This window comes from Burkholderia sp. AU30198 (assembly GCF_020419825.1).
GTDB lineage: Bacteria > Pseudomonadota > Gammaproteobacteria > Burkholderiales > Burkholderiaceae > Burkholderia.
This window is the reverse complement of record NZ_JAIZSA010000001.1, coordinates 818,036-836,117: the sequence shown is the minus strand read 5'-3', so window position 1 is coordinate 836,117 and position 18,082 is coordinate 818,036. Positions and strand designations below refer to the sequence as shown.

Annotated in this window: 14 protein-coding genes and 1 pseudogene; 8 read left to right on the top strand and 7 right to left on the bottom strand. The window is 66.7% G+C overall.

Annotated features, from left to right (window positions below):
• Positions 1 to 205: 205 nt before the first annotated feature.
• Genes LGN19_RS03575 through LGN19_RS03565 form a run of 3 tightly spaced genes read left to right on the top strand, consistent with a single transcriptional unit; the run spans position 206 to position 5,030 of the window.
• A complete protein-coding gene (locus LGN19_RS03575) occupies positions 206 to 3,082 on the top strand; it encodes a xanthine dehydrogenase family protein molybdopterin-binding subunit (RefSeq protein WP_226213256.1) in 2,877 nt (958 codons plus the stop codon).
• Entirely contained in the window at positions 3,079 to 3,774 is a 696-nt protein-coding gene (locus LGN19_RS03570) for a (2Fe-2S)-binding protein (RefSeq protein WP_122947070.1), read from the top strand. Before LGN19_RS03575 ends, LGN19_RS03570 begins: the two co-directional genes overlap by 4 nt.
• A complete protein-coding gene (locus LGN19_RS03565) occupies positions 3,771 to 5,030 on the top strand; it encodes a cytochrome c (protein WP_175219503.1) in 1,260 nt (419 codons plus the stop codon). Before LGN19_RS03570 ends, LGN19_RS03565 begins: the two co-directional genes overlap by 4 nt.
• Before the next feature lie 89 nt (positions 5,031 to 5,119).
• Here LGN19_RS03565 and LGN19_RS03560 read toward each other — a convergent pair whose 3' ends face one another.
• Positions 5,120 to 5,284, bottom strand: coding sequence for a hypothetical protein (locus LGN19_RS03560; protein WP_226213255.1), 165 nt, complete (start codon positions 5,282 to 5,284; stop codon positions 5,120 to 5,122).
• A gap of 340 nt (positions 5,285 to 5,624) precedes the next feature.
• Between LGN19_RS03560 and LGN19_RS03555 the strand changes: the two genes are divergently transcribed.
• Positions 5,625 to 5,957, top strand: a complete 333-nt coding sequence (locus LGN19_RS03555; protein ID WP_226213254.1) for a hypothetical protein — start codon at positions 5,625 to 5,627, stop codon at positions 5,955 to 5,957.
• A 114-nt stretch (positions 5,958 to 6,071) separates the two neighbouring features.
• On the opposite strand, the gene pal is transcribed toward LGN19_RS03555, so the two are convergent.
• From pal to LGN19_RS03540, 3 genes are all read right to left on the bottom strand, one after another.
• The gene (gene pal, locus LGN19_RS03550; protein WP_085037565.1) at positions 6,072 to 6,563 is read right to left on the bottom strand and encodes a peptidoglycan-associated lipoprotein Pal; all 492 of its coding nucleotides are present in this window, start codon (positions 6,561 to 6,563) and stop codon (positions 6,072 to 6,074) included.
• Positions 6,564 to 6,895: 332 nt separating this feature from the next.
• A protein-coding gene (locus tag LGN19_RS03545; RefSeq protein ID WP_226213253.1) for an IS3 family transposase occupies positions 6,896 to 8,259 on the bottom strand; the annotation gives its coding sequence in 2 pieces (ribosomal slippage) (positions 6,896 to 7,782 and positions 7,782 to 8,259; 1,365 coding nt in all).
• A 159-nt stretch (positions 8,260 to 8,418) separates the two neighbouring features.
• The gene (locus LGN19_RS03540; protein ID WP_374102114.1) at positions 8,419 to 9,630 is read right to left on the bottom strand and encodes a porin; all 1,212 of its coding nucleotides are present in this window, start codon (positions 9,628 to 9,630) and stop codon (positions 8,419 to 8,421) included.
• 291 nt (positions 9,631 to 9,921) lie between these two features.
• Between LGN19_RS03540 and LGN19_RS03535 the strand changes: the two are divergent.
• A pseudogene (locus LGN19_RS03535) lies at positions 9,922 to 10,308 on the top strand (ABC transporter ATP-binding protein); the annotation flags it as partial.
• A gap of 35 nt (positions 10,309 to 10,343) precedes the next feature.
• On the opposite strand, the gene LGN19_RS03530 reads toward LGN19_RS03535, so the two are convergent.
• The 3 genes from LGN19_RS03530 to LGN19_RS03520 all read right to left on the bottom strand — a co-directional run bounded on the left by LGN19_RS03530 (position 10,344) and on the right by LGN19_RS03520 (position 12,707).
• Positions 10,344 to 10,922, bottom strand: coding sequence for a hypothetical protein (locus LGN19_RS03530; protein WP_226213252.1), 579 nt, complete (start codon positions 10,920 to 10,922; stop codon positions 10,344 to 10,346).
• Positions 10,923 to 10,964: 42 nt separating this feature from the next.
• Positions 10,965 to 11,420 carry a VOC family protein gene (locus LGN19_RS03525; RefSeq protein WP_226213251.1) on the bottom strand — a complete coding sequence of 152 codons (456 nt, stop codon included), beginning with the start codon at positions 11,418 to 11,420 and terminating at the stop codon, positions 10,965 to 10,967.
• Positions 11,421 to 11,711: 291 nt separating this feature from the next.
• Complete coding sequence (locus LGN19_RS03520; protein WP_226213250.1) at positions 11,712 to 12,707, bottom strand: GlxA family transcriptional regulator; 996 nt, start codon at positions 12,705 to 12,707, stop codon at positions 11,712 to 11,714.
• Between the two features lie 336 nt (positions 12,708 to 13,043).
• On the opposite strand from LGN19_RS03520, the gene LGN19_RS03515 reads away from it, so the two are divergent.
• The 3 genes from LGN19_RS03515 to LGN19_RS03505 all read left to right on the top strand — a co-directional run bounded on the left by LGN19_RS03515 (position 13,044) and on the right by LGN19_RS03505 (position 18,009).
• On the top strand, positions 13,044 to 14,018 hold the full coding sequence (locus LGN19_RS03515) for an NAD(P)H-dependent flavin oxidoreductase (protein ID WP_226213249.1): 975 nt from the start codon (positions 13,044 to 13,046) through the stop codon (positions 14,016 to 14,018).
• Between the two features lie 238 nt (positions 14,019 to 14,256).
• Positions 14,257 to 15,363: an ATP-binding protein gene (locus LGN19_RS03510; RefSeq protein ID WP_226213248.1), complete on the top strand. Its 1,107-nt coding sequence runs from the start codon at positions 14,257 to 14,259 to the stop codon at positions 15,361 to 15,363.
• Between the two features lie 159 nt (positions 15,364 to 15,522).
• Complete coding sequence (locus LGN19_RS03505; protein WP_226213247.1) at positions 15,523 to 18,009, top strand: DUF5682 family protein; 2,487 nt, start codon at positions 15,523 to 15,525, stop codon at positions 18,007 to 18,009.
• Positions 18,010 to 18,082 lie beyond the last annotated feature (73 nt).

Below are 18,082 nucleotides of genomic sequence, written 5' to 3'. Positions count from 1 at the left end.
TGCTGCAAACGATCACGCGACGCGGTCGAATCGCCACCCGCGACCGGCTGCCGCAGCCCGGCTGAATACCGTTATAAGAAATTCGATAAGTATTTCATGCGAGAAATACTATAGGCGATATATCTAAAACAATGCCAGAATGCGCGCCGCTCCGAACGTCGCGACACCCGATCGCCGTCCGAGCCGCATCAGGAGGTTCCCCCCAATGAAAAACCACGGCCTGTCACGGCGGGGTTTTCTGAAAGCCAGCGTGCTGGCGGGCGTCGCAGTGTATGTCGCGCCCCTGGGCAGCCGCGCATTCGCGGCGCTCTTCGAAGAAAAACTCCTCACCCCCGTCAAATGGGATAGCGTCACCGGCATCCCCCAATTCCGCATCGACGGCATCGCGAAGGTCACGGGCTCGAAAGTGTTCGCCCGTGACGTGCGCGCAGCCGACATGCCGCACTGGCCGCAGCAGCAGTCGCATGCGCTGATCCTGCGCGTCACGCAGGCCGACCGCACCTACGAAGGCTTCGACCTTTCGCTGCTCGGCGACGACCTGAAGCCGGACCGCGTGGTCACGGCCGACGATCTCGCGCGCGACGGCGTCGCGTTCCCGGCGTTCTACGGCGACGACATGCTGCTGCCGGCTGGCAAGACGCCCGCGTATCTCGGCCATGCGGTCGCGATCCTCATCTACCACGACTTCGCGCGCTTCCGCTTCGCGAAGAACGCGCTCAAGTTCCGCGACGACGTGATCCGCTACGGCGCGGTCACGGGCCCGCTCGAGCGCGATCCGTGGGGCACCTTCCGCTACGTGCGGGTGGGTGGCAAGACGGCTTATGACGACGACGTCTATTCGAGCCTGAAGGACGCGCCGATCTTTCCGAGCATGATGCGCAAGCACCTGCCGGTGTGGCCGGATGGCAAGGAGCACGGCAAGCTCGACGAGCAGGGCATGTTCCTGGCCGGGCAGATCGCCAGCGAGCTCGATCATCCGTCGGCCGACTGGCTCGTGTTCGACCGCGAGTACAACACGCAGTCGGTCGACACGTCCGCGCTCGAACCGGACAACGCGAACTGCTGGTACGACACCGCGACGCAGTCGCTGCACCTCGTCGTGCCGACCCAGTCGCCGCTGGAAGTGGCGGAGCACGCGGCCGAGATGGTCGCGAAGTGCCGCATGCCGGTGAAGAAGCTGTTCGTGCATCCGTGCTACACGGTCGGCTACGGCTCCAAGGATCACTTCAACGTGCCGTTCTACGGCCTCGTCTGCGCGCTGTACGCGGACGGCCGCCCGGTGCGTTTCGCGAACGACCGCTACGAACAGTTCCAGACGTCGCTGAAGCGTCACGCGTTCAAGATGCACTACCGGATCGCGGTGGACCGCAACACGGGCCTGCTGCAGTCGTTCAAGGGCGACTTCGAGGCGAACGGTGGCGGGCGCTCGAACTTCTCGCCGTCGGTCGCGATGGTCGGCGCAACGGCCGCGCAATCGATCTATTACTTCCCGAAGAGCGACCTGGCCGCGGTGGCGATCGCGTCGCGCGCGATCGATGCCGGTTCCGCGCGCGGCTACGGCACGCTGCAGAGCATGGCCGCGACCGAAATGGCGGTCGACGAGATCGCCGCGCAGCTGAACATCGACCCGATCGATTTCCGCCTGCGTAACGCGCTGCGTTCGGGGATGAAGAACACGCAAGGGGCGATTCCCGCCGGCGCGCTGCGCGTCGACGAAGTGCTCGAGCGCTCGAAGCAGCATCCGCTGTGGACGCGCCGCGTCGCGCGCAAGACCGAATTCGAAGCGGCGAACCCGGGCAAGCGCTACGGCGTCGGCTTCGCGTGCGTGCAGAAGGACTTCGGCACGGGCGCGGAAGCGTCGTTCGCGAAGGTCGAATTCGACGAGAACGGCAAGGTGTCGCTGCAGCACACGGCGGCCGAGATCGGTACCGGGATGTCGACGTCGCAGGCCGTTGCGGTCGCGAAATGGCTCGGCCGTCCGGCGACGGAGGTGCGCGTGGCCGTGACCGAATGGCCGGACCTGCCGGTCGAGACCAGCGGTGATCCGTACATCATGTCGCAGGCCGACCAGGATCGCCTGAGCGCGAATCCGCGCTGGTCGCCGAGCTATGCGTCGCCGTCGAGCGCGACGAACTCCGCGTACTACTTCACGCACAGCACGCGCGAAGCCGCGCGCGCGGTGTTCCGCTACGGCCTGTGGCCGGCGGCGATGTCGATCTGGACGCGCGGCCTCGGCGGCGGCCAGGCCGCGCCGTACTCGATCCGCATCGAGGACGCGCGCTGGGTCGACGGCAAGCTGACGGCCGACGGCCTCGAGCCGTTGAGCTTCGAACAGCTCGCGAAGCAGGCGTATGCGCTCGGCCTGCCGACCGGCGCCGTCGTGCACGTATTCAACCGCTGGCAGTGGACCGACGCCGAGTTCGAAGTGGGCGGCGCGGTCGAGCGCTTGCCGATCGACGGGCTGTCGCTGCGCGTCGGCGCGCCGAAGACGGGCGACAACGGCCCGGTGCCCGGCACCGCCGCACCGGCCGGCGCGACCGCGATGCGCGGCACGCTGGCGCCGACCGCGAACGGCTATCGCGTGCTGGACCGCAAGCGCGTGTTCATCCCGCCGACGAGCCGCAACAACGCGGCCGTCACGTACTACACGGCGGTCGGCACGCTCGTCGAGCTGGCCGTGCACGAAGCGACCGGCAAGGTCGAGCTGCTCACGCATCACTCGATCATGGAATGCGGCAACCAGATTTCGCCGCAGCTCGTGTCGGGCCAGTTGCAGGGCGGTCTCGCGATGGGTATCGGCCACGCGCTGCACGAATATCTGCCGCTGTATGAAGACGGCCCCGGCAACGGCACGTGGAACTTCAACCGTTACCAGCTGCCGCGCGCGTCGGACGTCGCCGTGTGGACGCAGACGGGCGACGTGTTGCCGCCGCTGTCCGAGACCGATCCGCCGAAGGGGGTTGCCGAAGTGGTGATGATCCCCGTCGTCGGCGCGATCGTGAACGGCATCGCGCACGCGATCGGCCATCGTTTCACCGACCTGCCGGTGACCCCGCAAAAGATTCAGGAGGTGCTCGCATGACGACCGCCCAAACCGCGGCTTCGGCCGCGAGCGCCAGCGCCGCTGCGACCGGCGCTTCCGCACCGAGCGCGGCTTCGGCCGCACCGGCCTCGGCCCCGGCTGTGCCGGCATCGGCGCCTGCCGCCGTCGAGCGCCCGCTCGTCCGGTTCCAGTCGAAACCGCTGTCGATCAATATCAACGGCAAGTCCGTCGGCCCGATGCAGGTGCCGGAAGGGCTGATGATGATCGAGTTCCTGCACGAGTACGCGGGCCTCACCGGTTCGCGGCTCGGCTGCGGGCAGGGTATCTGCCACGCGTGCGTCGTGATCGTCGACAAGCCGGACGGCACGAGCGAGGAAATGCGCACCTGCATTACCGGCGCGCACTTCTTCCACGGCCGCTCGATCCGCACGATCGAAGGCCACGCGAAGCGCAATGAAGCGGGCGAAGTGGTCGAGCTGTCGCCGATCCAGCAGAAGTTCCTCGAGCACTTCAGCTTCCAGTGCGGCTACTGCACGCCGGGCTTCGTCAACGCGGCGACCGTGCTGATCGAACGCCTGAAGCGCGAGCCGATCGCGAAGGCCGACGTCGAACGCACGATCACCGAATCGCTCGACGCGCACATCTGCCGCTGCACGGGCTACGTGCGCTACTACGAAGCCGTCAAGGACGTGGTGCTGACGACGCCGGGACTCGTGAAGGACGCCGCATGAAACGCACATACGCTCACCGTGTCGCGCGGGCTGCGGGCCTTCCCGCACTCGCCGCGGCCTGCGCGCTGCTGCTCGCCGCGTGCGGCGGCCACGACGCGCCGGCCTCGAACGCCGCTTCCGGCGCGCCCGGCGCCGACCAGGTCGCGCGCGGCCGCTATCTCGTCAAGGCCGCCGACTGCGCGGCGTGCCACACCGCGAAGGACGGCGCGCCGTTCGCCGGCGGCGCACCGCTCGAATCGCCGTTCGGCACGTTCTACGGCTCGAACATCACGCCCGACAAGGATCACGGGATCGGCAGCTGGAGCGCGGACGATTTCTACGCCGCGCTGCATGACGGCAAGGCGCCGGGCAAGCGCCTGTATCCGTCGATGCCGTACACGTCGTACCGGCAGCTCACGCGCGCCGATTCGGACGCGATGTACGCGTACCTGAAGACCGTCAAGCCGGTCGCGCAGGAAAACCGCGAACACGAGCTGAAGTTCCCGTACAACCTGCGTTTCGGGATGGTGTTCTGGGACATGGTGTTCCTGAAGGACAGCCTGCCCGATGCATCGGCCGGCCAGTCCGCCGACTGGCAGCGCGGCCGCTATCTGGCGGGGGCGCTCGGCCACTGCGCGGAATGCCATACGCCGCGCGCGTTCACGGGCCAGCTCGACAGCGCGAAGCCGTTCGCGGGCGCGGCGCTCGGCCGCGTGGCCGCGCCCGACATCACGCCGGCCGGCCTGGCCGCGCGTGGCTGGACGGGTGCCGACCTGCAGACGTTCTTCGGCGTCGGCATCGCACCGCAAGGCTCGGCGTTCGGCGAAATGTACCCGGTCGTGCACCTGAGCACGCAATACATGACGAAGGACGACCTGCGCGCGCTGTCCGTGTACCTGCTGGGCGATACGCCGCCCGCGCCGCAACCGGTGAAGCCGGTGTCGGCCGACGCCGCGCAACTCGCCGCCGGCCGCTCGGTGTATCTCGCGGTCTGCGCGGGCTGTCACGGCTTCAACGGCGAAGGCAAGCCGCACGTGGCGGTGCCGATGAACGGCAATTCGACGGTGCGCCAGGGCGATTCGCGCAACCTGCTGGTCGCGATGCTCGACGGCATCGGCGAGCAGAAGTTTGCCGGGTTCGAGAACCTGCAGCCGATGCCGGGTTTCGCGCACACGCTGAGCGACGACGAACTCGCGCAGCTCGCGAACTACCTGCGTGCGACGTGGGGCGGCCAGCCCGCGAGCGTCACGCCGGCCGATGTGAAGGCCATGCGTTAAGTCGTGCCGAAGGGCGGCGCGTCGCGCGCGATTCAGCCGGTTTTCGGTGCTCGCGCGCGACGGGTCGCCCGATTTTCTGGGGCGGTTCTTCAGTAGCCGCCACCCCCTCCGCCTCCGCTGCCTCCCGCGCCACCGCCGCCATACCGGCTCATGCCCGGTCCTTGCGGAGCGCCGCCACCAGACGACGTACATCCGGCCGACAGCACGAGCATGAGCGCCGCGATCAGCGCCGCGGCCAACGTTGCCGATTTCATTTCCACCTCCTTGCCACGCGCAGGCCGCGGGAACGGCCGGTTCGCGTGAACCGCGCGTCTGCGCGCAGAAGAAACGTTTCGGGCGGGCCGTTTATTCCATGTGTATTGCGGATCGTCGAATGCGACGGGGCCGGATCGGAGCCACCGTACCGCGCCTTGATACACTCCGGTACGCCGCCATTCCGATTCCGACTACAAAAACATGAACATGAGAGCCACCGTTGAATGTCCGACGTCGCGTCCGTCCCATTCCGTTGCGCTCGGCTGCGTGTCGTTTGCGATCGGCTGCCCGCTGGTCACATCGCTCGCCTGGCCGGCCGTAATGCTGATCATGTGGTCGTTGTTCGACGGCCCGTCGTGGGAGCGACTGAATGTCGCCGCCGGCATGGTGCCGATCATCTTCTTCGGGTCGTTCCTGATTGGCTTTTTCCTGCCGGCGGCCGTGGCAGGCGGCATCATGGGCGCGATCGGCACGCGAATCCGGCGGCGCTGGTTCGTGCTGACGGGGACGGTCGTCGGTGCTGGCGCGGCGCTCGGCTTCGTCGGAATCGTGAATGGCCTGGCGAAGACCGACAAGTTCGGCACCTTGACAGCGGCCGCCACGGTCAATGCGATCGTGGCGTCGGCCGTGATGTCGCACTGGCTGCATCGCCGGCTCGAACGTCGGCGTTGAACGAGGAACGGCGCGGCATCGTCGGTGGCGTGCATGCACCGCGCGGCCGCTTCCGCGGCCTGCGGGCTGCCATGCCGTTCCTGAAGCGGATGCCGCCGTCGCGGTGGCCCGCGATCAACGATAGACGAGATCGGCGCGGCGGTTCTGTGCCCACGAATCCTCGTCGTGGCCGAGCGCAACCGGCTTTTCCTTGCCGAGGCTGACGGCCTCGAGTTGCGTGGCCGGCACGCCGAGCGTTTCGAGCCCGCTCATCACGGCCTGCGACCGGCGTTGGCCGAGCGCGAGGTTGTATTCGGACGTGCCGCGTTCGTCGGTGTTGCCCTGGATCAGCACGTGCCGTGCCGGATGGCTGCGCAGATAGTCGGCATGCGCCTGCAGCAGCGACTGGTATTCGGGCTTGACGGAGTATTGGTCGAAATCGAAGTAGATGCTGCGCTTCGCGAGCGGGCTGTTCGGATTATTGAGCTCGTCGGCCGTCACCGTTGCGACGGCTTCGCTCGAGGGCGTCGGCGCCATGCCGGCATTCTCGGGCGTCTTCGCCGCGTGGTGGCAACCGGCCAGCAGTACGACGGTTGCCAGCACCGCAAATCGGTTCGTTTTGCTCATCGTTCGTCTCCTGCGGTTGACTGCGTTGAACGCGTGGGGCATGCGATCGGCACGTCCGTATCCGGCCTCGACAGCGCGAAAGGTCCGGCCCCCACGACGTGAATCATGTTCGTAAGCCGGTGGTGCGCCATATGAAAGAGTGTCGCGACCGGAGCGCCAAATTACGGCGTCGCTGCAAACAGATTAGGAAAAATGTCACAGCGTGACCAGTTTCTCCGCATTTTTTTGCGCCGATGCGACAGGCCGGGCGGCATTCTTGCTGTCGCGCCGGGCGATGCCACAGCGAAAAGGCCGCGCACGGTGAGCTGACCCCGTAAAGTTGGACGGGTCAATTAGGCCGCGAAGGGCTGAGTTCTGAACTGCACGGGACTCAGCCCTTTTAGCTTGAGCTTGATGCGGTCGTGATTGTAATAGCGGATGTAGTCGGCAATGGCACGACGCAATTGCTGCACGTCTGCGAAGTGCGTCAGCCGGAAGCATTCGGATTTGAGTGTGCCGAAGAAGCTCTCCATCGCGGCGTTATCCAGGCAGTTGCCCTTGCGTGACATGCTCTGCGGCATGCCTCGCTCAGCAAGCTGTTCGCAGTACTCTCGCATTTGATAAGCCCAGCCTTGATCCGAGTGCAGCATCGGCGCCTCATGAGGCGCTAACCGCTTGAGGGCTTTGTCCAGCATGGCTTTGATCATGGCAAAGTCAGGACGCTCGCTCATTTGCCAGGCAATGATCTCGCCGTTGTACAAATCCAGAACCGGCGATAAATACAGCTTCTTGCCGCCGACATTGAATTCGGTCACATCCGTCACCCACTTCTCATTGGGGCCGCTGGCTTCGAATTGGCGTTTGAGCAGATTCGGGGCGACACGCCCACGCTCTCCCCGATAGGACCGATATTTCTTGGGCCGCACGAGCGACTTGAGGCGCAGCACCAACATCAGTCGCTGTACCGTCTTGCGATTGACCCAAGTGCCCGCTCGACGCAATGCCAGCGTGATTCGACGATAGCCGTAACGCCCCTTGTGCTGGGCGAAGAGACGCGCAATCTTCGCCTTGAGCTCGCCGTGGCGATCTCCGGCCTTGGCCGCCGACACTTGGTAATAGAACGTGCTACGAGCCAGCCCCGAGACCTTGAGCAAGACCGCCAACGAGTGACGCTCACGCAAGGCATTCACGATTTGCGCGGTTTCTTTGGCTTTGCCTGCTCCTTGGCTCGGAGCAGTTCGTCCAGCTTTTTTAGGTACGCCACCTCCGCGCGCAGATACTCATTCTCTTTAAGAAGGTCTTCGCGTGAGCGCTCGTCTGCGGGCACGCTCGTAGGCTGGGCAGGTTGTTTGGACTTTGACATCTTGGGCGGCTGGCCTTTGCGGCGCGGCATGAGAGCTTCGAAACCACCCTCATGATACTGGCGCTCCCAGCGACTGACGCAGTTGGCTTCGCGCAGATCGAATACCGCGCATGTGCGCTGGTAGGACAGTTCGTGGCGCCACATGTGTTGCAGCACCGACATCTTGAAGTCAGCGCTGTACGTCTCGTGCTTCTTGCGCAGCCCTGCTTCACCATGCGCCCGGAAAGCGCTCACCCAACGTCGCAGCGTTGAATACCCGATTCCGTACTGCCGACCGAGCGACTCACGGCTGCCTTCGCCATTCAGATACGCCTTGACCATCTGTTGCTTGAACGACTGGTCATACTTCGTCATGAAAAACCCCCAAGGGTTGGAATCATGTCCAACTCTCGGGGGTCAGCTCAACGGGCGCGGCCTTTTCGGCTCGGGGCATGACGACCAGGCGGTGCTGGAGCCGAATGCCTTACGCGGTCGGCGCAGCAGCGTTGCGTTGTGTCGCTTCGCGCCGCGTCGTCAGAACTTGTGCCGCAGCCCCAGTGCGACGACGACCTGGTTGCTGTTCGCCGACGGCGTCAGCGTCCAGACGGTCGCATTGAACGCGGGATGGCCATTGCCGCCGCTCACGCTCTGGTAGACGCCTTCGAGATACGCATCCGTGCGCTTCGACAGCGCATAGTCGGCTTGTGCGACGACCTGGTTCCATTTCGGGCGCGTCTGCCCGGTGCGCGTGTCGAAGCGGCCCATCGTGTACGTGTACGCGGCCGAGAGGCTCAACGCACGCGTGACGAAGAAGTGCCCGTCGACCGTGAAGTTGTCGAACACCAGCGACTCACCCTTCAGCGGTGCGATGCTGCCGCCCTGGAGGACGCCCGTCACGCCGTCGGTGGTCGAGTGCGACCACGCGGCGCCGACCGAATGCGGCCCGAATGCATAGCGACCGGCTGCGGCCCAGATCTGCTGGTTGCCGCCCGTGATCGTCGCGGAACCGTCGACCGTGCTGAGCGCACCATTCGGGTTCGGCGCATTGCGGTCGCGGCTGATCTTCAGGTAGCCGGCGCCGAGCTTCAGCGGCCCGTTCGCATACGACACGCCCGCGCTCCACGCCGCGTTGTTGGAGAACTGGCCGGCCGTGTTCGAGAACCCGTACATTGCGCCGAACGTCAGCCCCCGGTACGTCGGGCTCGTGTACTTCACCGCTTGATTGATCCGAAGGTTGCGGTTCGAATCGTCGTTGTCGTACGGATGAACCGCAAGGTTGCCGCCCCAGCCGGGACCGGACGCGCCGAGCGGCGTCACGAAATCGAGGATCAGGTCGTACTGGCGGCCGAACGTGAGCGTGCCGGCCGTCTTCGAACTCAGGCCGATCCATGCCTGGCGGCCGAACATGTCGACGCCTTTCTGCGACAGCGCGCCGGTGGTGCCCGAGAAGCCGTTCTCGAGCGTGAAGACCGCGGCCATCCCGCCGCCGAGATCCTCGCGGCCGCGCAGCCCCCAGCGCGACGCGTTCAGCGCACCGCTCGTCATCGCGACGGTGCCGCTGCCGGGCGAGCCGGCGCCGTGCGTGCGCTGGTTCGTCGCGTAGGTGATCGACGTATCGATCAGGCCGTACAGCGTCACGCTGCTCTGTGCGTGTACACCGCCCGACGCGAGAGCGGTCAGGCACGTGGCAATGGCGGTCCCCGCGAGTCGAGTGCTGGCGTGCTTGTTCATCTTGTAGGAATGCATAGGAGTTTTTATCGTTTTCCCGGCCCCGTGGCCGGCGGATCGAGCGGGCATTATTGGAGATCGTGCGGCGGTCGATTAAGGCGTTGCACAGGAAAGGTCCTCTGCGAAATCGTGTGGAATCGCGGCGAGGCGGAGGTTGCCGGAGGGGCAGGCGGCGGGCGCGGCGGACGGTTGTCGATGTACTCGGGCGCACGGTGCGATCCCGAGGCCATGCCCGATACGATCCGGTATTTCGATGCGACGACGCGCGTGCCGGCGCTGTGACATGACGTCGGGAACGATCAATACGGCGCGCTCGCGAGCCGTCCGCGCATCCTGCTGATGGACGAGCCGTTCGGCGCGCTCGACGCACAGACGCGGGCGAAGATGCAGACGCATCTGCTCGACATCTGGCGCAATATCGACGTGACGATCCTGTTCATCACGCACGATCTCGACGAGGCGATCTTTCTGGCGGACCGGATTCTCGTGCTGAAGGCGAATCCCGGGGCGGTGCAGGAACTGATCGAGGTGCCCGTGCCACGGCCACGCGACTATTCACAGGTCAATACGCCCGAGTTCATCGCGACGAAGGCGCGGCTCGAGGCGCTGATCCATCCGAAGGAGGCGGTGGCAATGGACGACGGCGTGAAGCCGCACATGATCCGCATGACGGATGTGTCGGACAACGTCGAGTAAGCCGTGAAGAACACGGCCGGCCGGTCGCCGCGCGTCTAGTCGCGGGCGATCGCCAGCGCCGTCGCGACATCGCCACGGCGATACGCGGCTCGGACTGCCGCTGCCATGGCCGCGAAGATTTCCGGCGGCGATGACATTCGCAGGCGCACGGCGACACGCGGCAGCGAGGCGAGCTGATTCCGGAGGTCGACGATCAGCCGGCCGCAGCGAAAATCGGCGGACGAGGCTTCCGGACGGACGGCGGCATCCGCAAGCCCGGCCGTCCACTCGACACCGCGATGACGCCTGACTTCGTCGAGGTGCGACAGATGGCGTGCGTCGCCCGACAACGCGATCAACAGCGCGGCCCACTGCGCGCCGCGCCATCCATGCTCCTCGGCGCGCGTGAGGTCGGCCAGCAGTGCGTCGTCCAGCACGGACAGGCTTTGCTGGCACAGGTAGTGGAAGTCGAGCGGCTGGTAGCGGACCTGCGGGTAGTCGCGCAGTACATGCCCGAGTTCGGCCCCGGTCTCGACGGCGGCGGCCAGGAATTGTTCGGCCGGAGCAGGACGATTCAGCCACAGCGTCGGTACGCTCCGGTAGAGCCGGTAGATGTCGTCGGGGTGATAGTGCATCGCGAATGTCGGAGTGATCGACCGGCGCGCGCGGTGCGCCGTTCAGGTTTTCTGCTGGTCGCCGGACAGCAGCGCCGTATAACGCCGCTGCATTTCATCGGGCTCGACCGCTTCGATCGTATGCCCGATCAGCCATTCGTAACCGAACGGGTCGCGAATCTTGCCGGAACGCTCGCCGTAGAACTGGTCCTGGATTGCGCGTGTCAGCTGCGCGCCGGCCGCGACCGCGGCGGCGATCGTCGCGTCGGCGTCGTCGACATGCAGGTGAAGCGACATCGGCGCCTTGCCATCCGGGTCGAGGGCAAGGATATCGTATTCGGGGAACTCGTCCGAGATCATCAGCGTGCACGGCCCGAGCTGCAATTCCGCGTGGCCGATGCGTCCCGACGGCTCGACGAGACGGAATTTCTCCTGCGCGCCGAACGCCTTCGCATAGAACGAGATGGCGTCGTCCGCGCGCCTGGCGCGCAGATAGGGAAAGACTTCGTGAATCGTCATGATGCCCTCCGGTTGATGGGGTGGGTGTCGCTCGATCCTGTCGGGCCTCGCGGGCCCGGTTTTGAACAGAATTTACCGCCTCGCCTGACTCGGAAACTGCGGGTACGATGCCCGGCCCGAGTCGATGAAGGGAAGCAGGGGCGGCGGCCGAGGAGCGTGTCTTTTACCGTGTCGTGAACGGGTAACACGCTGATTCTACTTACGAATTCCGCGACCGGGGGAAGGGCGGAAAGGGTGACGACGGGACGCGGATGCGTGACCGGCAGGCGGCCGTCCGCAATCGACCGGTCATTATTGCGATTCCGCCGTGGGCCGAAAGCGATCACGATACGCCCCCGGGCTGAGGCCGACCTTCTCCTTGAACAGCCGGCAGAAAGAACTCGTATCGCTGTATCCCACCTGGGCCGTGATCCGCTCCAGGCTGAGATCGCCGGTCTCCAGCAAACCGCGCGCGGCTTCGATGCGCAGGCTCTGTAAATACCGCAAGGGCGACTGATTCAGCGCGGCCTGGAATCGGCGGATGATCGTGCGCTCGCTCACGCCGAGGTCATGCGCCATCTCCGACATCTTCACGTCCTTCGTCATGTGCTTCTGCAGCCAATGCTGCGCGCGATGAACCAGCGAATCGGCGTGCGTCTTGTCCGTCAGCAACGGGAGGTACGGCGATTGCTTGGTCTGGCTCACGTCGATCAGCATCGTTTTGGCGCACTGCGCAGCGATGACGGCCCCGGCGAAACGCTCGATGACATGGATGGTCTGGAGCAGGTAGGACGCTGACGCGCCGGCACAGATCAGTCGATCCGCTTCGGTGACGACGGGCTCCAGCTGAAGGTCGACCCGGGGAAACCGGCTGCGAAACTGGTCTGCCAGCCACCACGTGGTCGTCGCGGGCCGTCCGTCCAGGAGGCCGGTGTTGGCCAGGACGAAAGTGCCGGTGCAGTTTGCCGCGAGGTAGGCCCCCGCGTTCCATTGCGAAACCAGCCAGTCACATGCGGCAGACTGTCGTGCCAGCAACTGGTCGAAGGCTTTGCCGCTCGCATAGTGCGCGCTGGGAATGAAAACCAGGTCGAACTGCTCGCGCGGCCGGATCGGCTCCGTGTTCAGCTGTAGCCCGTTGCTCGCCATGACGGGTTCGCCGGTCGGAGAGACAAACCGCCATTCGAACTGCGCATTGCCGTCGCCCCTTTGTCGCCGCAAATGCGAGTTCGCAATCTGGAGGATGTCGGCGAACCCGCCCAGGCTGGAGGCGTAGCAATCGTCATACGCAAGGATGGCGGCGCGGGGCATGGTGTGTCGGATATCGCACTTAATGTGTCAATTTGGCCAATGTACGGGAATTCGAACTGCGAGGAAACTGTCCATGTCCACCTTGCGCCAATGCTGGGCGGCGGCTGGATCGTCAACGTGGTCGGCAGCGCAGGGGAGCCGGCGTCGCGTGATGCTCGGGCCGCACGAAGGCAAATGTGGCCGGCTCACGGGTTTCTCCGGCGCCCCCGTTGTCCGGCAGCATGGATTTCCTTTGGCTTCGCATCGGCGATTCAACCGCGCAGTGACGCATCACGTAGTCGCAACGCGTTCCCGGCATGCGAAGGCGCTTTCGTCTCAACCTGAACCGAAAACATCATGAAAACCAGGATCACCGAACTCTTCGGCATCGACTATCCGATCATCCAGGGCGGCATGCACCACGTCGGGTATGCGGAGCTGGCGGCGGCCGTCTCCAACGCAGGCGGCCTCGGCATCATTACCGGCCTGACCCAGCGATCGCCGGCGGATCTCGCTGCCGAAATCCGGCGTTGCCGCGAGATGACCGACAAGCCGTTCGGCGTGAACCTCACGTTCCTGCCGACCGTCACGTCCCCCGACTATCCCGGCTATATCCGGGCGATCGTCGAAGGCGGGGTCAAGATCGTCGAAACCGCCGGCAACAACCCGCAGCCCTACCTGGCCGCGCTCAAGGAGGCGCATGTCAAGGTGATCCACAAGTGCACGTCGGTTCGCCATGCGCTGAAGGCCGAGTCGATTGGCTGCGATGCGGTCAGCGTCGACGGATTCGAATGCGGCGGCCACCCGGGCGAGGACGACATTCCGAATTTCATCCTGCTGCCGCGCGCGGCCGACGAGCTCAAGATCCCGTTCGTGGCCTCCGGCGGCATGGCTGATGGCCGGTCGCTGGTTGCGGCACTTTCGCTGGGCGCGGACGGCATCAACATGGGCACGCGTTTCATTGCCACCCGCGAGGCGCCGGTGCACGAGAACGTGAAACAGGCGCTGGTTGCGGCCACCGAACTGGACACGCGTCTGGTCATGCGCCCGTTGCGCAATACCGAGCGCGTGCTGCGCAACGCCGCGGTCGATCGCATCCTCGAAAAGGAAAGCAAGCTCGGCGCCAGCATCCGGTTCGACGACATCGTTGAAGAGGTCGCCGGCGTGTATCCGCGCATCATGAAGGAGGGCGCGCTCGACGCGGGGGCCTGGTCGTGCGGCCTGGTCGTCGGGTTGATCCGCGATATTCCGACCGTGAAGGAACTCGTCGAGCGCATCGTGAGCGAGGCGACGGAAATCATCCGCAGTCGGCTGGCAGGTATCGCGGGTTGATATCGATGTGAGACACGAGATGCCGCTGGCCTTCGGTGACGAACGAGCGGTGTCGAACGCGCGACGAGCAGCCCTTTGCGGTGTGCGTCGCCCCCGCTCCATCGCGAACCCGTGCCCGCGGTCGAATCGCGCGATCGCCAAAATGCATGTTGACGGATCTTGTCGCCGCGCAGCGATATAATTCGCGCTCCGAGGGCATTCGAGCCCGACCGCGAATACAAGACAAGAAGAAGCAGACATGGCTCCGTCTCAACCGCATGCATTGCAGCGTCCGCCCGCTGAAGTCCTGTATGCCGATCAGCTCGCCGAGCTGAAGGCGCAGGATGGCGCACAACCCCGTCCGCCGGGCTGGCAACTGAGCCTGACGGCCGCCCGTGCATTCATTGCCGGCGATCGCTCGCTCGGCATCGCGCCGAAGATCGTCGCGCCGATTGCGAGCATCGAGCGCATGCTCGTCACGCTCGCCACCGGCCGCGGGCTGATGCTGGTCGGCGAACCGGGCACCGCGAAATCGATGCTGTCCGAGCTGCTGGCGGCCGCGATCAGCGGCACGTCGACGCTGACGATCCAGGGCGGCGCATCGATCACCGAAGACCAGATCAAGTACGGCTGGAACTACGCGTTGCTGATCAACGAAGGGCCGAGCCCGCGCGCGCTCGTGCCGGCACCGCTGTACCAGGGCATGCACGACGGCAAGATCGTGCGTTTCGAGGAAATCACGCGCGCGCCGCTGGAGGTGCAGGACTGCCTGCTCGGCATGCTGTCGGATCGCGTGATGGCGGTGCCCGAAATGCATGGCGAACACGGGATGCTGTATGCGCGCGAGGGCTTCAACATCATCGCGACCGCGAACACGCGCGACCGTGGCGTGAACGAGATGAGCGCGGCGCTCAAGCGGCGCTTCGATTTCGAAACCGTGTTTCCGATTCTCGACTTCGACAGCGAACTCGCGCTCGTGCGCGAAGCCAGCGCGCGCCTGCTGGCCGGCAGCGGCATTCCGGCGGCCGTGCCGCAGCCGGTGCTGGAACTGCTGGTCACCACGTTCCGCGATCTGCGCGGCGGGACCGGCGACGCAACGGGCAGCGACGGCGCGATGGATCGATTGACGGCGGTGATGTCGACAGCCGAAGCGGTGAACGTCGCGCATGCGGTCGGGGTGCGCGCCTGGTTCCTCGAGCAACGCGAAGGATCGCCGCAGGATCTCGTCGACTGCATCGCGGGCACCGTCGTCAAGGACAACGCCGACGATCGCGCGAAGCTGCGCCGCTACTTCGAACAGAAGGCCGCGCGGCGCGAAGGGGCGCACTGGCGCGCGTACTACGCGGCACGCCACCGTCTGCCGTGACGCGCGACATGAATGCGACCGATCGCGGCGGCATGCCGGGGCGGGGACGGATTGCGCCCGACGCGTTCGATGCACACGGCGTCCGCGTGCATGGCGACAAGGGCAGGTCGGGCGCCATCACCGGTGCCGCATGCATTGACGTCGACTGACGGGCGCCGCATGCAGACCGAGACGTCCAGCAAACCGCGCATCGTCGGCATCCGGCATCACAGCCCCGCCTGCGCGCGGCTGGTGGCCGAGCGCATCCGGGCGCGGCGGCCGCGCTACGTGCTGATCGAAGGGCCGGCCGACTTCAATGACCGGCTCGACGAGCTGTACCTTCCGCACCGCCTGCCGATCGCGATCTACAGCTATCTGTCCGGCGAGGCCGTGCATTACGGCTCGTGGACCCCGTTCGCCGAGCATTCGCCGGAATGGCAGGCCTTGCAGGCGGGGCGCGAAGTTGGCGCGACGGTTCGCTTCATCGACCTGCCCGCGTGGCACGCGGCGTTCTCGCAGCTGGAGAACCGCTATGCCGATGTCGCGGACGCCGAACACGAGGCACGCGCCGACGCCTACGAGCGCGCGCTGGCGGACACGCTTGCCGTGCAGGGCCGCGATGCACTCTGGGACCACCTGTTCGAGAACGTCGGCGAGACGCCGGACGCGCTGGACGAGCTCGCGCAGCGCCTGTCGACCTACTTCTCGCATCTGCGCGACGACGATCCGGGCTCGCTCGGCAACCAGGCACGCGAACGGATGATGGCGCGCTGGATCGCGTGGGCCGTCGCCGAAGCCGGCGGGCGAGCGGACGACGTGCTGGTGGTCTGCGGCGGCTATCACGCGCCGGCGCTGGCGCGACTCTGGCGCACGCTGCCGGCCGCGTTGCCCGATACGCCCGAACCCGGCACGCTCGATGGCGGTGCCTGCACCGTGCTCGATGGGCAGGCGGACGGCGCCTGCGTGCCCGGCACGGACGCGAATACCGCCGACGGGGCCGCGCGCAGCGTCCGCTACGGTTCCTATCTCGTGCCTTACACGTTCAAGCGCCTCGACGCATTTGCGGGCTACGCGTCGGGCATGCCTTCGCCGGCCTATTACCAGTGGGTCTGGGCGCACGGCGCGGAAGAGGCCGCGCGGCGCGTGCTCGAGAACGTGATGCAGCGGCTGCGCGCGCGCAAGCTGCCGGTGTCGACGGCCGACCTGATTGCCGTGCACGTGCGGGCCGAAGGGCTGGCACGCCTGCGCGGGCACGCGCGGCCGCTGCGCTGCGACTGGCTCGACGCGCTGGCCGGCGCGCTGGTGAAGGACGCGCTCGACGCGCCGCTGCCGTGGAGCTATCGCGGGCCGCTGCGGGCCGGCACCGATCCGGTGCTGGTCGAGGCGATGGCTGCGCTGGCCGGCGACGTCGCGGGCGAACTCGCACCCGGCACGCCGCAGCCGCCGCTCGTCGCCGCGGTGCGCGACGAGCTGGCCGCGCTCGGCATCGTGCTGCGCGGCACGCTGACGCTCGACCTGCTGACCGATGAAGGTCGCGCGCGCAGCCGCGTGCTGCACCGGCTGGCGCTGCTGCGGGTGCCCGGCATCGTGCGCCGCCGGGGCGCGCAGCTTGCCATGTCGGGCGAACGCGACGAGGTCTGGCAGCTCGGCGAGCCGCTCGAGCAACAGGCCGCGCTGATCGAAGCCGGCGCGTGGGGCGCGACGCTGGCCGACGCGGCGCGCGCGCGGCTCGAGGATGACTTGCGTGAGGCGGGTGGCCGCATCGCGCCGCTCGCGGATGGGCTGAACCGCGCCGCATGGGCCGGGCTGTCGGCACTGAGCGACCGGTTGCTGGACACGCTGCGCGATGCGGTCGCGCACGAACAGCGCTTCGAGTCGCTCGCACCGGCGCTCGGCAACCTGCATACGTTGCTGCGTCACGGCCATCTGCTCGGCATGCACGATGCGCCGGTGTTGCGGATCGTCGTCGAGGCCGGTTTCGATCGCGCGCTATGGTTGCTGGAACCGGCCGCCGGGCTGGCGCCGGGCGATCTCGATGCCCATGTGCAGGGACATCTCGCGCTGCGCCGGATCGTGGCCGACGTGCTGGCCGGCGCCGACGGTGTCGCCCACACGCCGCTCGCGATCGAACCGTTGCGCGCGCTGGCCGTCTGGCGGCGCAAGGCGGCCGATACGGCGGCGGCTCCCGCGAGTCGCGGCGCGGCGCTCGGGGCGCTGCTCGGTCTCGCCGCTCATGCTTGCGCGGACGACGGTCAACCCGTCGCCGGCATCGACGATGCGATGGCATTGCTGCAGGCGATGCCGGCCGCCGCGCTCGGCGATGCGCTCGGCGGCTTGCTTGCGCTGGCGCGCGAGACACTGGCGAGCGCGCCTGCGTTCGTCGCGGGCATGGATGCGACCGTGCGCGCACTCGACGACGCCGATTTCGTGCTTGCGCTGCCGGGGCTGCGCGGCGCGTTCGCATGGTTGCCGCCGCAGGAGCGCGGGCGGCTTGCTGATCAGGTGCTCGCGCTGCACCAGGCGACGCACCTGTCGCGACGCGTGCTGACCGAGCGGCACGCGGAAGACGCGTCGCCCGAGGAGGCCGCGCAAGCGGCACGCCTCGAGGCGCAGGTGCTGGGCCGCTTGCGGCGCTGGGGGCTCACGCCCGATTCGGAGGCGTCGTGATGCGCCGATCGACGGGCCGCCACGTGCCCGGCTTCTCCGTCCTTCTCGCCGATGTCGCGCCGTCACGGCACGG

Coding starts and splice junctions, on each gene's coding strand:
- LGN19_RS03575 (WP_226213256.1), top strand. CDS start 206: ATGAAAAACCACGGCCTGTCACGGCGGGGTTTTCTGAAAGCCAGCGTG.
- LGN19_RS03570 (WP_122947070.1), top strand. CDS start 3,079: ATGACGACCGCCCAAACCGCGGCTTCGGCCGCGAGCGCCAGCGCCGCT.
- LGN19_RS03565 (WP_175219503.1), top strand. CDS start 3,771: ATGAAACGCACATACGCTCACCGTGTCGCGCGGGCTGCGGGCCTTCCC.
- LGN19_RS03560 (WP_226213255.1), bottom strand. CDS start 5,284: ATGAAATCGGCAACGTTGGCCGCGGCGCTGATCGCGGCGCTCATGCTC.
- pal (WP_085037565.1), bottom strand. CDS start 6,563: ATGAGCAAAACGAACCGATTTGCGGTGCTGGCAACCGTCGTACTGCTG.
- LGN19_RS03540 (WP_374102114.1), bottom strand. CDS start 9,630: ATGCATTCCTACAAGATGAACAAGCACGCCAGCACTCGACTCGCGGGG.
- LGN19_RS03530 (WP_226213252.1), bottom strand. CDS start 10,922: ATGCACTATCACCCCGACGACATCTACCGGCTCTACCGGAGCGTACCG.
- LGN19_RS03525 (WP_226213251.1), bottom strand. CDS start 11,420: ATGACGATTCACGAAGTCTTTCCCTATCTGCGCGCCAGGCGCGCGGAC.
- LGN19_RS03520 (WP_226213250.1), bottom strand. CDS start 12,707: ATGCCCCGCGCCGCCATCCTTGCGTATGACGATTGCTACGCCTCCAGC.
- LGN19_RS03515 (WP_226213249.1), top strand. CDS start 13,044: ATGAAAACCAGGATCACCGAACTCTTCGGCATCGACTATCCGATCATC.
- LGN19_RS03510 (WP_226213248.1), top strand. CDS start 14,257: ATGGCTCCGTCTCAACCGCATGCATTGCAGCGTCCGCCCGCTGAAGTC.
- LGN19_RS03505 (WP_226213247.1), top strand. CDS start 15,523: ATGCAGACCGAGACGTCCAGCAAACCGCGCATCGTCGGCATCCGGCAT.